The 15214-nt window shown below is 64.6% G+C and carries 14 protein-coding genes and 1 pseudogene; 4 read left to right on the top strand and 11 right to left on the bottom strand.

Features of this window, described 5'->3' with window-relative positions; all coding sequences use genetic code 11:
• Positions 1-215: 215 nt before the first annotated feature.
• Both ACR4XW_RS15845 and ACR4XW_RS15840 read left to right on the top strand, forming a co-directional pair.
• Positions 216-644 (top strand): TlpA family protein disulfide reductase, encoded by a 429-nt coding sequence (locus ACR4XW_RS15845; RefSeq protein WP_434761545.1) that lies wholly within the window; start codon positions 216-218, stop codon positions 642-644.
• 62 nt (positions 645-706) lie between these two features.
• Complete coding sequence (locus ACR4XW_RS15840; RefSeq protein WP_434761549.1) at positions 707-1417, top strand: cytochrome c biogenesis CcdA family protein; 711 nt, start codon at positions 707-709, stop codon at positions 1415-1417.
• Between the two features lie 227 nt (positions 1418-1644).
• On the opposite strand, the gene ACR4XW_RS15835 is transcribed toward ACR4XW_RS15840, so the two are convergent.
• The 3 genes from ACR4XW_RS15835 to ACR4XW_RS15825 all read right to left on the bottom strand — a co-directional run bounded on the left by ACR4XW_RS15835 (position 1645) and on the right by ACR4XW_RS15825 (position 4233).
• Positions 1645-2268: a DUF305 domain-containing protein gene (locus ACR4XW_RS15835; protein WP_434761544.1), complete on the bottom strand. Its 624-nt coding sequence runs from the start codon at positions 2266-2268 to the stop codon at positions 1645-1647.
• Between the two features lie 151 nt (positions 2269-2419).
• Entirely contained in the window at positions 2420-3520 is a 1101-nt protein-coding gene (locus tag ACR4XW_RS15830) for a sensor histidine kinase (protein WP_434761543.1), read from the bottom strand.
• Positions 3521-3537: 17 nt separating this feature from the next.
• Entirely contained in the window at positions 3538-4233 is a 696-nt protein-coding gene (locus ACR4XW_RS15825; protein ID WP_434761542.1) for a response regulator, read from the bottom strand.
• A gap of 463 nt (positions 4234-4696) precedes the next feature.
• Between ACR4XW_RS15825 and ACR4XW_RS15875 the strand changes: the two are divergent.
• Positions 4697-5215, top strand: a pseudogene (locus ACR4XW_RS15875) (four-helix bundle copper-binding protein).
• Positions 5216-5490: 275 nt separating this feature from the next.
• Here the strand turns inward: ACR4XW_RS15875 and ACR4XW_RS15810 are convergent.
• From ACR4XW_RS15810 to ACR4XW_RS15775, 8 genes are all read right to left on the bottom strand, one after another.
• Positions 5491-5919 (bottom strand): hypothetical protein, encoded by a 429-nt coding sequence (locus tag ACR4XW_RS15810; RefSeq protein ID WP_434761539.1) that lies wholly within the window; start codon positions 5917-5919, stop codon positions 5491-5493.
• Entirely contained in the window at positions 5916-7472 is a 1557-nt protein-coding gene (locus ACR4XW_RS15805) for a type IV secretory system conjugative DNA transfer family protein (RefSeq protein ID WP_434761538.1), read from the bottom strand. Before ACR4XW_RS15805 ends, ACR4XW_RS15810 begins: the two co-directional genes overlap by 4 nt.
• On the bottom strand, positions 7469-8944 hold the full coding sequence (locus ACR4XW_RS15800; protein ID WP_434761537.1) for a putative type IV secretion/conjugal transfer ATPase: 1476 nt from the start codon (positions 8942-8944) through the stop codon (positions 7469-7471). Before ACR4XW_RS15800 ends, ACR4XW_RS15805 begins: the two co-directional genes overlap by 4 nt.
• 108 nt (positions 8945-9052) lie before the next feature.
• Positions 9053-10597 (bottom strand): SCO6880 family protein, encoded by a 1545-nt coding sequence (locus tag ACR4XW_RS15795; protein ID WP_434761536.1) that lies wholly within the window; start codon positions 10595-10597, stop codon positions 9053-9055.
• Entirely contained in the window at positions 10594-12420 is a 1827-nt protein-coding gene (locus ACR4XW_RS15790) for a hypothetical protein (protein ID WP_434761535.1), read from the bottom strand. Before ACR4XW_RS15790 ends, ACR4XW_RS15795 begins: the two co-directional genes overlap by 4 nt.
• A 7-nt stretch (positions 12421-12427) precedes the next feature.
• Complete coding sequence (locus tag ACR4XW_RS15785; protein WP_434761534.1) at positions 12428-13291, bottom strand: DUF8175 domain-containg protein; 864 nt, start codon at positions 13289-13291, stop codon at positions 12428-12430.
• 10 nt (positions 13292-13301) lie between these two features.
• Positions 13302-13598 (bottom strand): hypothetical protein, encoded by a 297-nt coding sequence (locus ACR4XW_RS15780; protein WP_434761533.1) that lies wholly within the window; start codon positions 13596-13598, stop codon positions 13302-13304.
• 15 nt (positions 13599-13613) lie between these two features.
• Positions 13614-14372 (bottom strand): hypothetical protein, encoded by a 759-nt coding sequence (locus tag ACR4XW_RS15775; RefSeq protein WP_434761532.1) that lies wholly within the window; start codon positions 14370-14372, stop codon positions 13614-13616.
• Positions 14373-14826: 454 nt separating this feature from the next.
• Between ACR4XW_RS15775 and ACR4XW_RS15770 the strand changes: the two genes are divergently transcribed.
• Positions 14827-15111, top strand: coding sequence for a helix-turn-helix domain-containing protein (locus ACR4XW_RS15770; RefSeq protein ID WP_434761531.1), 285 nt, complete (start codon positions 14827-14829; stop codon positions 15109-15111).
• Positions 15112-15214 lie beyond the last annotated feature (103 nt).

Here is a 15214-nt window from a genome sequence, read left to right as displayed (position 1 = left end):
GTTTTGTACACCGTTGTCTCGCTACTGCGCGGTGCGCAGTGTGACCAGATCCAGGGGGTGTGACCGTGTTGCGCAAAGGTCTGGTTCGAGGGTTTGTGGCTGCCTTGATACTCGTGTTGACAGCCGCCTGCGGTGGTGATGGTCCGATTACGACCCAAGAGGGGTTCGTCTCAGGGGATGGGGCACTGACGTGGTTACCTGCCGGGGAGCGGCCGATGGCCCCAGAGATATCTGGACCAGATCTTGCAGACCCTGCTGAGCAAGTCATCTCTTTGACCGATTACCGCGGCACGATCGTCGTCTTGAACGTGTGGGGCTCATGGTGCGGCCCTTGTCGGGAAGAGGCTCCCGACTTGGTCGCGGCTGCGGAGGCACTGGGTGAGCGCGCGCAGTTCCTCGGGCTCAACACACGTGACCTTGATCCTGCCCCCGCACAAGCCTTCGGACGCGCTTTCGAGGTTTCGTATCCAAGCATCTATGACCCCAGAGGGGAACTGCTCTTGGAGTTCAGTGACCTTCCCCCGAACGGTATCCCGTCAACAGTCGTCATCGACGCCGAAGGCAAAGTTGCTGCCCGCATCATCGGAACGGTTACGGAATCAACGTTGATCGGCCTGGTCGAGGATGTCGAGGCGGGCCGATGAACGAATTACTCCTGGTGCCGTTGGATATCGGCCTGTGGTTCCAAAGCGCCGTCAGCGGGTCCATGCTCCTGGCGGTCCCCGTCGCCCTGCTAGCCGGGTTGGTCTCATTCTTCTCACCGTGCGTAGTGCCCCTGCTGCCGGGCTATCTCTCCTACGCCACCGGACTCGGTGCCGCTGAGGTGCGCAATGGTGCACGACGCTCTCGCCTGCTGCTGGGCAGCGTCTTGTTCGTGCTGGGCTTCACCGTCATCTTCGTCATCACCGGTGTGCTGGCAGGCTCGTTGGGACGATGGTTGCTCTTGTGGTCCAGCGAGATCATGCGGGTCATGGGTGTCGTCACCATCGTGCTCGGTCTGGCTTTCGCTCAGGTCCTGCCGATCGGGAATCGACAGCTACGGATGCAGTGGGTGCCGCGAGCCGGAGTGGCAACCGCTCCATTGCTGGGAATCGTCTTCGGTTTGGGCTGGACTCCCTGTATCGGACCAACACTGTCGGTGGTGCTCACATTGGCGATGAATGAAGGGTCTGCTTTGCGCGGCGGGGCGTTAGCGATTGTCTACTCCCTCGGGTTGGGGCTGCCATTCGTCGTTGCGGCACTGGCCTTTAGTCGCATGACAAGGCTCCTCACATGGGTGCAAAAGCATCAGCTAACGCTCATGCGACTCGGGGGATTCCTCATGGTCGGGGTTGGCGTACTACTAGTCAGCGGCGGCTGGGACTGGCTCATGGCGTGGATGCGGCAGTGGGTTTCTGGATTCGGGACGGTGATTTAAGCCCGACACCGTGTCACCACTCGCGCCTCACCCGGCGACGTTCCCTGTCCAAGATGAAGTTGGCGAACCATGGCAGGTGTCCTTTCGACGAGTAAGTGTTGGTGGCACTCCCCGGATACTCAGCATCAGCGGGCGGGCGTAAAGATTTGATGGGAGCCACCTTGTGAACAGCCAAGGGACGATTGCCGACCAAAGCCGGGAATCGCCCCTTCTTCGAACGATGCTTCTCAGAGCTTGGTGAGCATGTCTTCCATCTCGCTGATCTCGGCTTGCTGATCATCGATGATCTGCTGTGCCAGTTCTAGGGCTTGCGGGTTCTCCCCGTCGGCCAGTTGGTTCTCAGACATTTCTACCGCGCCCCGATGGTGGGCGATCATCAGTTCCAGGAAGCGTCGATCGAACTCGGTGCCGGACAGCCCTTCGAGTTCGGCCATTGCCTCTTCCTGGCTCATACCTTCCATGTCCATTCCCCCGTGGTCGGTGTGATCCATGCCGCCTGGGGTGATGTCCTCACCCCACGCTTCCAACCACGCGGTCATCTTCTCGATCTCCGGCCCCTGGGCAGCAGAGATACCCTCAGCTAGGGTGCGGACCTCCTGCGAGTTGGCTTTTTCTACGGCTAGGTCGGCCATTTCGATGGCACCCTCGTGATGGACGATCATCATCTGGGCGAACATGGTGTCGGCATCGTTGTGCGCCTGGTCAACCTGCCCTGCCGATGCTGTCGATTCTGAAGCAGCTGGCACCGTCTGAGACGGATCGGCATCCCCTGAGTTCCCCCCGCAGGCGGCCAGCGTTACGACCAGCGCGACGGCCGCACCGACAGCGGCGGGAATCCTCTTCTTGTTCACAAGCATGTCCTTTCCAAGACTCCATCAAGATCAGGTGGTGGGATCCACACTGAGGTGACGCGAGGGCACGGCAGGGATGTGGACCCCGTTCAGTTAACGAGGTCAGCGCGCTCGGTCCCTAACCGGGGCGGTGATCTTCATGGACTCTTCATCAACCGCGTGCCGGGGACGGTGCGGCAGGGATGGTGATGGTGAACGTCGACCCGGCTCCGGCGCCCGCGCTGGTGGCGGTCACGGTGCCGCCGTGGGCGCGGGTGATGGCACGGACGATGGCGAGGCCTACTCCGGAGCCGCCGTGGGTGCGGTCCCGGGCGGTGTCGGCTCGGTAGAACCTGTCGAATAGGTGGGGCAGGTGCTCGGGCCCGATGCCCTCACCGTCGTCGGACACGTGCACACTCACCCAGGCGCCGTGGCGATCTGCTGCCAGTTCAACGTGCCCACCGGCGGCGGTGTGGCGCAGGGCGTTGTCCAGCAGGTTGGTCAGTACCTGTCCGAGCCGGTCTGGATCGGCCTCCACTACAGCCTGTTCTGCTGTCGACGAGACCTCGACGGTCAGTGTCACGTCGCGTTCTCGGTACCGACTCTGGGCCTGCGCCCGGGCGGCGTCCAACAGCTCGGTGACCGTCACTGGTCGCCGGTGCATGGTGAGTCGGCCCTCTTCCGCGGTGGTCACCACCGCGATGTCCTCGCCCAAGCGAGTCAGGCGGGTGACCTGGTCGCGCAACAGGGCCACGGTCTCCTCATCGGCATCACGCACACCGTCGTTGATGGCCTGCAGGTACCCGTCGAGGATGGCCAGGGGGGTGCGCATCTCGTGGGCCAGGTTGCCGAGCATCCGGGTGCGGGTGGCTTCGACCTCCGCTAGATCGGCGGCCGTGGTGTTCAACGCCTCGGCCAGCTCATCGAACTCCCGACCCATGCCGACGTGCGGGACCCGAACCGAGTGGTCTCCGGTGGCGACCGCCCGCGCGGCAGTGGTGGCCGCAGTCAAGGACGTGGTCACCCGGCGGGTGAGGAACAAGCTCACCGCGACCGACGCCGTCAGCGCCACCAGCAAGGCCAGGGACAGGGACAGGGTTGAGGCGTCGCGGAAGGCCCATTCGGCGTGATACACCAGCGACTCATCGGCTGCTTGGCCGGTGACCATGTGCTGGTGGAAGATCCGTGGTCCGAGGCTGCCGGCGACCAGCCAGGCCGTGCCGGCACCGACCAGTACGACCGCCATCGTGGCCAGCAGCAGGCGCGGGCCCAATCCCCACCGTTGCGCCCTCACCGGCCAGTGCCCATCCGGTAGCCGACCCCGCGCACCGTCTTGATGAACATCGGATCGGTCGGATCGTCCCCGAGCTTGCGTCGCACATGGGCGATGTGGACATCCACGAGCCGTTCATCGCCCACCCAGCCCGGACCCCACACTTCCTCGATCAGTTCCCGGCGGGTGAAGGCTACCTGCGGGCTTTTGGCCAGTGCGGCGAGCACGTCGAACTCGATGCGCGTCAACTCCACCGGCTCGCCGTCCACGAGGATCTCCCGACCGCCCAGGTCCATCCGCAGAGTGCCGGCCTCGACCAGCGTCTCGGCGCTGTGCCGGGGGCGGCGCAGCATCGCCCGGACTCGCGCTACGAGTTCCTTGGGACTAAACGGTTTGGTCACGTAGTCATCCGCCCCGACCTCCAGTCCGATCAACCGGTCGGTCTCCTGCACTCGGGCGGTGAGCATGACGATGTAGCAGTCCGAGAACTTCCGCACCGCCCGGCACACCTCGATCCCGTCCATCCCGGGCAGGCCCAAATCCAGCACCACCACGGCCGGGTCCCACCGCCGCACCGACTCCACCGCCACCCGCCCATCCGCGGCCACCTCGACCGCGAATCCGTCCCGTTCGAGGTAGGCACTGACCAGCCGGGCCAACGGAACCTCGTCATCGACCACCAGCACGCGAGGCAGCTGGCGATCACGAGTCATAACAGTCATGGTCCCCCATTCTCCAAGAGCAGCGCCTCAGCCGATGTCAGGCAGCAGGACAACGGCAGACCGACCGATGGCGCCGCCGATGCAGAACCAAGGCCTCCCTGACCCACCTGCTGCTGTGAGCTGGACCACCATGGACGTCGACTCCGCATCATCGACGACGCCACCGCCGGGAGGTCCTCGTTGATGAGCAGGGTGACCACATTTAACAACGGGTTTTCTCGGTTTCTGGCTCGCGGGACGGCCAAGGGGCCATCGAGGTCCCCCGCAACGGACTCATCGGTCAGAGGGTCTTCTCCAGCAACAACGAGGCGGCGACCTGCCTGACCACCCCTCAACTCGGCTGAGACAGCCGGCATGACCCGCCCGCGACATCGAGAACACCTGAGGGACAGTGCAGACAAAGTGGGCAAGGACGGTATAACGCCCGTCTGGAACGATTCTTCATCGAACCTTCATGGCTTTGCCGACACAGGTGGATGCGATTGCCCACCGTGTCGACGTAGCGTCGGAAGGGCACCTGGGCGCCGCGGTCCTCGTCGGCGTCGCACCCGACCACACCAGGGAGCAAGCCATGAAAACCGCTGAGATGATGAATAGCTACCCGGCCGACATCAACCTCGACCGCGACCTGCTCGCCCGCACGATCGACACGCTCGTGGCGTGCGCTCAGGCGTGTACTGCCTGCGCCGATGCCTGCCTCAGCGAGGAGACGGTCGCCGAGTTGCGTAAATGCATCCGCACTGACTAGGACTGCGCCGATATCTGCGCCACCACCGCCCGCGTCTTGTCCCGGCACACCGGATACGACGCCAACCTCACCCGCGCGCAACTCCAAGCCTGTGCACAAGCCTGCAAGACCTGCGGCGACGAGTGCGAGGCGCACGCCGACCACCACGAGCACTGCCGCATCTGCGCCGAAGCCTGCCGGACTTGCGAACAAGCCTGCAACGAACTTCTCACCGCGATCGCGTAACCCGTCGCCACCACGCGCTGACCGCATCCACGGGCCATCGCTCCGGTCAGCTCGGCTTCCTCGTCGCGTCGCGGGATGCAACCTTACGGAGTCGTACGGCGACAGAGATTGTCAATCCATCGATGAGCGGCCACCGTGCCCGCATCACCGCGGTGTTTACTTCCTCGGAACAGACGCCGCTTCGCCCGACGGCGAGGCCCTCGCTGCTCATTCCACTCAAGTTGCGACCCGTGGCCTGATCTACAAGAAGATGTCTACCAACCTGAGGCAGCCCGTTAGTCATTCAGGGTGTAGTCGCGGAGTCGTTGAGTGTAGCCAGGCGTGTGTGACGGGTCGATGCGGTCGAGAGCTCGGGTGAGGTGGTCGTGCCAGGTGAGTTTGTCCCAGCCTGAGGCTTGGTCGCTGTACGCCGCATTATGGGCTTGATGCAGCGCGTCCAGTTCGGATCGGATGGCTTCGTGGTCAGCCCAGCTCGAGGGGATGACCAGTTCGAGGTGGTAGGTCTCGATGAGCCACTCCACCCACTCCCCCAAAGTTTCCTCGTCGTCCTCGCCATCACCGGTGTTGTCGGATGACGAACTGTTGTGTGGTCGTTGGGCAAGTTCGTGTTCGAGTGCTTCGATGCGTTTGATCATGTCTTCTTGGGCGTTGAGGAGTTGGGTGATCAGCACCTCGAGGTCGTTGTTCGGGTTGGTGGCTGTCATCGGGGTGTCTTTGTTGGTGCGTGTAGGGCGTCGAAGCCGGCGGCGATGTCGGGATCGACCAGGTCACGCAGTTCGGGGTCTTCCCACCAGCCGGGGATCTTCACCCGCAAGGGCTTGTGGCCAGAGACCAGAGCGAGAGCCTGCCCAGACGGGATAGCTTCGCGAATCCACTCGGGGGGTGCGACTTCTAGCACGGTGCTTTGGTGCGACATGGATGAGCCCTGATTGTCGCGTTGGTAGGTGCGGGAGGTGGTGGTGAATTGGTCCTGGCCGATGCGGGCGGAGACGTCGCGCAAGGTGCCGATATCGCTGATGCCCGGTAGGAGGATGTGGGCGGTGTGGTTCGACAGGATGGAGCGGGCGGCGTGGTCGCCGTAGGCGTCGATGATCTGGCCTTGGTCTTGCCACACCGAACATAAGATCATCCCTTGGCCGGCCATCGCAGATGCCCATTGGCCGAGGTCGCGCACTCGGCAGATGTTGGCTGCCTCGTCCAGCATCATCAACAGCGACGGTTGCAGCGGCAACGCGGCGGCTTGGTAGGTGCGCGAGATCTCGGAGGCGATCGCACACATCAACGCCTCAAAGATCGGTGACAGGGTTTGTTGCCGCTCACTGGTGCCGATCGCATACAGCGTGCCGATCCCATCGGTGGTGCCGTGCACGAGGTCAGCGACGCGGAAGACCGGCCCGCCGGTTTCGGTAGTGGTGTCGGTGGTCGCACTGATCAACGGGTGCATCCACGGATGAAAAATCGACGCCGCAGACGTGAACACGTTCGCGCGGGTCTTGGAGTCAGCACGGGCAGTGACTTGCCATTCACTGATTGGCTCGCGCTCCCCGTGTTCGTCCAGGATCTTAGAGACCGAGTGGTGGTCTTGGGCCTGGATCCACTCCCCCACCCGCCGCAACGGCTTCCCCCGCAAATGCGCCGCATAAATAGCCGGTGCAATGAGTTGGCGAGCCATCGTGGACCAGAACTCATCATTGGCGGTGGCACCGACGTCACGGCGCGAGGAGCGGGTGAGCCACCCAGCGACATCGACGGCGGAGGGCCAGTCGTGGACATGATCCAGCGGTGACCACCGGCATGACTCCATCCCGGAATCGGCGGCGGGGTCGAACACCCACACCGGCCCCAACGTCGCCCGGTGATGGCGGGTCAGGTGCAGCACATCGGACTTAATCGACGTCACGACCGCGGGGCCGTGGTGGCGCAGGATGTCGGGCACCACCATCCGCGGTGTCTTACCGGCACCGGTGGGGGCGAGGACGAGTTTGGATCGAAACCGGGGTGCCCACAGGCGTTCACGGCCGAGGACCCCGATACTCAACCGATCCGCCGGTACCGCTTCGCTAGCGCGCAGGGGTTTGACCTCGGTGAGGTGTCCCCAGCGTTTCGAGTGGGCGCGTTGGCGATCCAGCTTGTCGCCCCGGTGCTGGGATCGGCCTTGGATGATGCCAATCACCACCGCGGCAACCACCACCACGACCAAGACGAGGAGGAGGGTGGGCCAGTAGCGGCTGAACACCTCGCTGATGGCGTCATTCATCGCAGGCCCTCTTCCTCAGCAGCCACGAACCCGGTAGCGGTGGTGTCTGGTTGGGTGAAGGGGTTGGGTGGGCCGGCGGAGCCTCCGGCCAGCGCGTCGTCGGTCCAGGTGACCCAGCGGGAGAGTTCGGTGCGGGTGTGGGTGATGCGTCGCACCGGCCGCACCGTGCCCTCCTTCAACACATGCGTGCCCTTGGGGAGGCGGGATAGATCGCCGGTGTCGATGGGCAGGTTGAACGCCACCACGGATTCGGTGGCGTGGGAGGCCACGTGTTGGCGGAACACATGGACGATGCCCGCCTCATTCACTAGAGCGCGGAGTTTGGAGGAATCGGGGATGTCGGCGAGGTGGTGGATCACCAAGATCAGCGACATCCCGATCCCGCGCCCACGTTTCGCCAACCCGTAAAACACTGCCCCGACGGTCGGGAGGTCGGCCGAGTAGCCCTCCTCGAGGACCACGATCGACGGCCTCGGATCAGCAGCCCACACCGACGAGACGAAGGTGGTCATGATCGCCATCACGATCGCGAGTTCGTGGGAGCCCTCCACCAAACCGGAGGTATCCACCAGCAGGAAATCACTAGCCGACAAGTCCAATGGTTGGCCGTCGGCGCCTTGGGTTTCACCATCAATGAACCCGGACAGGTCGGTGGTGATGAACCGCTCCAGATCGATCGCCAACTTCAACGCCCACGACAACAAATCAGTGGTATCGACGATCCCCGCCTGGGCCAGGTTCTCGTGCGGGATCGCTGACTCATCGAGGGTGTAGAGGGCTTCGACCACGTCCCCCAGCACCGGCACCCGCCCTTCGGCAGCGGCGGTGATGAGGGCTTTGCGGTGGGCGGCGTTGAGGCAGTGCCGCTCTAAGGTTTCGAGGGGTCCGTGGGCCATCTCGGCCACCATGGCGAGGAGTTGGTCTTGGCCGACGGTTTGGTCATCCCCGTCGCTGGACTGTGCACTGATCTGCGGGTCGAGGAGGTTGATCCGGGCCCCGCCGGTGCGGGAGAACACCACTTGGGTCACGGTCAGGCCGCTGCGGCGGGCGACCTCGGCCAGGCGCCCGTACTCACCGTCCCCGGCGACATCGCGGCCGGTAGTGGAGCGTTTCTGGAATTTGCGGTCAAAGCAGCACAACCGTGCGCCGGTGGCGAGTTGGTTCATCCCGTAGTGGTGCTTCACGAGGGTGGATTTGCCGACGCCGACGTCGCCGACGATCAACACGTTCACTGATTCGAGCATCCCGAGCCGGTACAGGCTGAACGGGTCGGACCCGATCGCTTGGCCGGTCTCGTCATCCATGCCGATGATCGGGCCGCAGTAGTCCCGATCCCCACCCCCAACCAAGGCCGGCATGGTGGGGCCGACTTGGCGGCTCGAGGTCAGCACCGCGTCGTCGTCGCGGGTCTCGTACCAACCCAGGCGATCCAACAGGCCACGGCGGCGCAGCTGCCGGGGTGTGGGGCCCATGAACGCTGACCAGGTGCCCGGAGCCCGCGGTACCACCGACGACGGTGCTGGTGTGGGGGCGACGGTGACGGGTGTGACGCGTTTTTTGAACATCAGCGCTCCTGGTTTTCAGTTGCCGAGTTGGCCGGACAGGCCGGTGAGGGTGTCGCGGCGGATCCCCCGCCCCAGCGGCAGACCCCAGAGGTGGGCGTCGGCGTGGCGGCCATCGGCCCAGTCGATGCCATCGATCCCCATGCCGGAGGCGGAGGATTCGACCAGTTCACGGCCGACCATCAACCCGACATGACTCGGGGCGGAGACGGTCGCCCGGGCGGAGACCCGCACCCCGGCCGCTCCGTCGAGAAAATCGGCGAGGTGCATTTGGCCGACGGTGGCTTGGCGGTGCCACTCACCACCGGTGACACGACCGGCGCTGGATTGGGCTTCGGCCTCATCTCCGGCGATCCCGGTAATGGTGCGGTGGCGGGCGTCGCGGCGATCAATTAGCCGGTACTGGGTGGTGATAGTGCGAATCACCGAGGGTTCATCGCTACTCACCACGTCACACACCAACGGTTTCATCCACCGTGGTGCGGTGATCACCGGCGGCCACCCGTAAGCCGGCAGCATCATCGAGGCGTGATACCACGACACATCCGAGGCCGGATCCGGCACCACGAAACAATCTCCGTGTGGGGAGGTCGGGTATTCCACGAACCCATCGGTGCCGTCCTCGAGGCCGGTGAGGTCATCGATCCCCCACGACGGGGCATACAAATGCCGAATCAGTGCAGCGAGGCGTCGTGGCCCCAAACCGGCACGGACCCGGAACCCGGCGGATTCCAGGAGTGGGACGAGTCGGCCGATCTCCCGGTACACCGTCGCCAACATCGAATCCCGACTCACCCTCCCCTGCCGGGCCGCAGCTTGGGCGACCTGCTCATACGGCATCGAGACCGTGAGGTAGGTGCGGTATTCGTCGCTGACACTGGCCGAAACATCCGCCAAATCCGCCAAGTTCTCCCCCAACGGCGTCCCGACCAGGCGGGGGTTGGTGTTAGCCGCCAACGACTCCCGATACCCGCGCGCCAAACCGGGGAGGGCCCGGGTGGTGATCTGCAGGTCATCAATCGGCGACAAGTTCTGGGCCAGGGTGGTCAACAACCCCTCGACTGCGGCCACCTCGGCCAGGCGCTGGGCGGTGGTGAACTGGCCATCCCCGCGGCCATCGATCTCCAGCGTGGAGGAGAAGTACGCACCGATCCGGCCCAATGGGCGATGCACGACGACGGCTTGTTCGGGGTCGCCGGCTTGTTGGCTGACGCCGACGATGCGCACATGCCCCACCGGACGCGGCACCGGCAACACTTCGGACCGGGTGAACCCCAACCAGCCTTGTGTGCGCGCTCGGCGCACCCGCAGCCGGTTCATCACATGCCACAGCGCCCCCTTCGACCGGGTATCGGGGCTGACCCGCAACAACACGTACGCGACCGTGCAGAGCACCGCCAAGAACGCCAGTAGGCCGGTGCTTTGCATGATCGTCAACACCACCACCGACGCACCGGTCAGGACGGTCATGATCGCCAGGCCGGCCTTCGACAGTCGGAACAGGACCGCCCGGCGGGCTTGGACGGTCCCGATGAACCACCCCGGTGACTCGGTGGCACTCATACGTCACCTCCCCGGGTGCTGCGCGGCGGCGGAGGCGTAAACGACGCCCGCGAACCACCCCCGCCACTGGCTGGGGAACTCTTCGCCGACCCAGTACTAGCCGGGGCAGGCTTCGGGCGACTCCCCGAAGAAGACGAAGAGGTCGCTGTTCCGGTCGCCCTAGGTGACGAACCATTCGCAGTGCCGGTGCTGCCCCGTGGTGTGCCAGCAGATTCAGGTGCGGCAACACCCCCCGAACGTGTGCTGGAACCCTCGGTCTGTCCTCGTGCCGAAGAGGACTCTTCCCCCGACGAAGCACGCTTCGGCGCCGCTGCTTGATCGCTGGCCGTTGGTTGTTCGGTGCGGGCGGCCGTGGTTGCGGCGACTTTCTCCCGGGCGCCGTCGACTTTTTGGAAACCGCGCTTGCCCAGCGCCACCGCCGCGGCGGCCGCCACCCCGATCGGACCACCCGCTGCTCCCTTGGCGGCACCAGCGCCAGCCGCGCCGGTGACTGCTCCCCCAGCCTTCGCGACCCCGGCACCGCCACCAGCTCCGGGAAGGTTTGCGGCACGGGCCGCGCCGAACTGTCCCGCACCGGGGCCGTCTTTGCCGCCGTGATGAATCGCTGAGGCGTTGTTCGCCCGTGCGCCACGTGAGGCGCCGACGCCGCGCAGGCGATGACCGGCACCACTGGCTTTGGCCCCGGCCGAGGCGAGAGCCCCGGTGACGGCGCCACGGTAATCCCCCGACTCGCCGCCGGTGAGGGCCGGGACCACATGGGACAAGATCATCCCGATCGCCATCGGCGCCGAAATCGACACCACCAGACCCAGCAAGAACAGCAAGATCCGCTCAAACACCCCCCGGTCGCCCGCATCCGGGCCTGACACCAGCGACCAGGTCGCCGCCCACACGAAAAACAACGCCGCCGGCGCCAGGTAGGCACCCAGCAGAACGCCGGAGACTTTCTTTACCCCGCCCCGCCAGGCCGGGTTGATCGACACCGCCAACAACACGGGCAGCACGAGGGCGAGGATGAACACGATGTACTTCGCGATCAGCAGCTCCAGCAGCACGGCCAGCAGGCAGCCGATCAGCATCAACAGCACGATCAGTGAGATGACCGAGCCGCCGGGGATGATTACCGCGGCCCCGCCGAGGCCGCCGAGGGTGCCGGCGAACCACCACATCGAATCGGTGACCCGCTCACCGGCCACCTCGAAAAATCCGGATGCGAGGCCGGTGGCCACATCGCCGATCATGTTTAACACCAACGGCAACACTGCGGTCACGGGCCCGAAAATCAGCATCCGGATCGCGACGTAACCGATCATCTCTCGCGAGCCCATCGCCCCGGCTTTGGCGATCTTGCCTAACGACACGACCAACGCCGCAAACGCCAACAACCAGCCCAGCGCCCACATGATCGCGTACAGGGATAGTTGATCAGCGCCCAACCCGAAACCATCACGGCCAGCGCCGTCCTCATCCGCGATCAGCTCCGCGATCTCTACCGCTAGGTCTTGGGCACCCTTCGCGGTGGCCTTCTCCCACTGCCCCGGCGCATCCGTCGGGTTCTGCCCCTCGAACGGCTCAGCAACCTCACCACGCGGCTGTGAAGGCCCCGAAGACGCAGACTCATCACTGTTCTCAGCGTTCTCACCGCCAGGGGTTGTCGGGACCCCGCCTGCATCTGGTCCTGACTCACAGTCCGCACCAATGGAAGCTGCGGTTGGGTACTCGGCACAGGCCTCTGCTCCGGCAGCTTCACTGGCTGACACAAACGCGATTAGAGGGAAGAGCGCCGTAATCACGATGCCGACAATCCAACCGATTTGTCTCATGGCCGCCTCACTCCTCGGGCAGCTGGCTTGGCCACTCTGTAGTGGCGTTGGCGACCAGCCGCCATCCGGTAGTTCCGACTGCTTCGGCCCGATCTTCGTAGGACGTATTGACTTGGGTTGGATCGCCTGGAGGGTATGGGCCCTCTCGGAAAGGTTCACCACCGACGATGCGCCAATCGCCGTCCTTCCAGGCCAAAGAACGATCTGTGATGCCCCAGATGACCGTCAGGTCAGCCAGGGTCGTACCGACTCCGGAGACCATCGGAGCCCACATCTGCACCCGGCATTGGGTATTTCCGGTGTAGTCGACGACCTGATACGCGCCGAGGTTCATGTAAACGTCGCTATAAAAAGTTTGCGACGAGTCGCGGGGAATGCCCTGATCGCTGAGGCCTAGACGCTCTCGGGCGGCGGCAACTTCCTCATCGGTGAAGCCTTGGTAATCCTCGCGGCCGTAGTAGAGGTGCTCATAGATGCGATGCCGCTGGTCATCAACGTAGATCGCTGTGGACGACAACACTTGGTTGTAGTTGATGGCTGCCATGACGCAGCCTTCGAGGGTTTGGCTGTATCCGTAGAGGAGTGCGCCGTCGCTTTTGGTGGGGCCGTAGGTGCTTTCTTGGGGGCCGCCGCTGCCTGCCCACACGATCCCGTCACGCTCCAGCTGCGGCCTGGGTTCAGTGGGCGCGGGCTCTGTGCTGGTGGTGTCGGTGGGGGTGGGATCCGGCGGTTCTGTGGTCTGGCCGTTGCGTCCGGTCAGCAGCACCACGAGGAGGATGGCAGCGAGGATGACCGCGATCGGGATGGTCACGATCGCGACGAGCCGCCAAGGGCCCCGTCGTGGTGGGGTGGGTTCAGATTCGTCGGCCATGGGGGCCTCCTTAGGACGACACCAGGGCGCCGACGATCAGGGGTGCGATCGCTAACAAGACGAGGGCGACTGCCGGTACGCCGATTTTCATGGCTGCGCCGGACATGCCTTCGGGGTCGTGGCGTCGGCCGGCGGTGGCGGCGGAGACGATGCCGATGATGAGGAAGGCGACGGCGGCGGCGATGGCGATGAACCACACGATGGCCAGCAGCATCGAGATCTTCGGCCCGAGGGCATCAGCTAGCGGGCCGAGCCCGGGGGTGAGGCCGTCGAGGGGGTTGGGCACTTCTAACGGAATCAACAACATCGCGGTGTCTTTCTTTTAGCGGGTGAAGCTGGGGGTGATGGAGCGGGCGACTGCGGCACCGGCGGTGCGGGCGGCGCGCCGGTAGGCGTCGGTCAGTTGATCGGTGATGATCGGCCCGCCGGCAGAGACGTGGGGGTCGGTCGGCAGTTCCACGACCGCGGAGGCGAGTTGTTCGAAATAGGGCTTCATCCGCTGGCGGCACGCCGAGTCCGACTCCCCTGCACCGTGGGAGGCCACCACGACTGCGCGGCGCACTAGTTCGGGGTAGTCGTGTTGCAGGTCTTCCAGCATCTGGATCCCGGGGACGCAGACATCGGAGCGCCATTTCACCGGCACCACCAGGGCGTCGGCCAGGCTCATTGCTGCTTCCCAGGCGGGGGCGCGTTCGTTGTTGGCGGTGTCGATCACGATCACGTCGTAGAACCGGGCCAGCACGTGCTGGACCCGCCGGAACTCCTCGGCGGTGAGTTGAGAGCCTTTCGCCCGTGAGGAGGTCATCGCGTCGTATTGGCCGGTGATTTGGTGGCGCACGTAGCGGCGCACATCTCCGACCCGGACGTCTTCGGGTGGGAGTTGTTCGAGGTTGTCGAGGAAGTTCCGCACCGTGCCAACGTTCCCGCCGCCCTCGGTGCGCAGGTGCATCGTGCCACGCAGCTCATGAATCTCCAGGGCCAGCACTCCCCCACCGCGAGCCAACCCAAACGCACCACTCAACCCCAGCGTGATCGGTGTTTTACCAGCAGAGCCTTTCGGGTTGGCCACCACGATGTTCACCGGTCGACCAAACGGCGCACACATCGCCGCAGCCGCTTGCGCATCAGCGACCTCAGCAGCTGAGGCCTTCAACCCCAGCGCAGCCCGCCAGCCACGGGTGGCTTTACGGGTTTGGGTCTCCGGCACGATCTGGCTCAACACATGACCGGTGTCATACACCGCAGCCGCAGGCGGCGGAGCTTGCTGCGCGACCGGAGCCGTTACTTGCGTACGGGGTGCTGCGGGCTCGGGTGGCATCCACTGCCGGAGGTCTTTCACCGACGGGGTGGGCTCATCGGCAACGGGAGGGCGCGCCTCCCGCAGACGGTAGTCGGCGCCGGTGTGGTCGGGGTGAACCTGGCTATCCATAAGCTCAGGCTAAACAGAAACCCCTCTCCAAAACAAGAGTAAAACAGCCCTTATCTAATAAGAAAGTATCTTTACCTAACACCAAACCTATCCGTATGATGCGGGTATGGCTCGTCCACCTAAATCAGCGCGCCCCGCGCTAGACATCACTGACGCAGCCACTTGGCCGGAGTTCATGACGGCCGAAGAAGTGGCAGAGGTGCTACGGATCAGCGGGATAGCCGCTCGGGCTCTGATCCGTAACGGAGAGATTGCTGGCCAGAAGGTCGGCACCGCTTATCGCGTGCCCAAGTCATCACTGATGGCTTTCATGCACGTCCCCGCGCCCGGCGAGGAAGAACCCCCGCCGGCACGGGCCGATCCCGGAGGTGAAGGAGACGATGCGGGATAAAACTCTCGCGATCTGCGGCGTAGGCCTGGTCATCGCCCTGGCAGCTGGCCTGGTCTATGCCCTACTCACGCGGCCAGAGGTCCTGACCGCGCACGGCACGATG

Origin of the sequence: Pseudenemella bisphenolivorans (assembly GCF_051133435.1) — a bacterium.
Classification (GTDB): Bacteria; Actinomycetota; Actinomycetes; order Propionibacteriales; family Propionibacteriaceae; genus JAAYAO01.
Note: the sequence above shows the minus strand (reverse complement) of the source record. Positions and strands in the feature narration are given on the sequence as shown.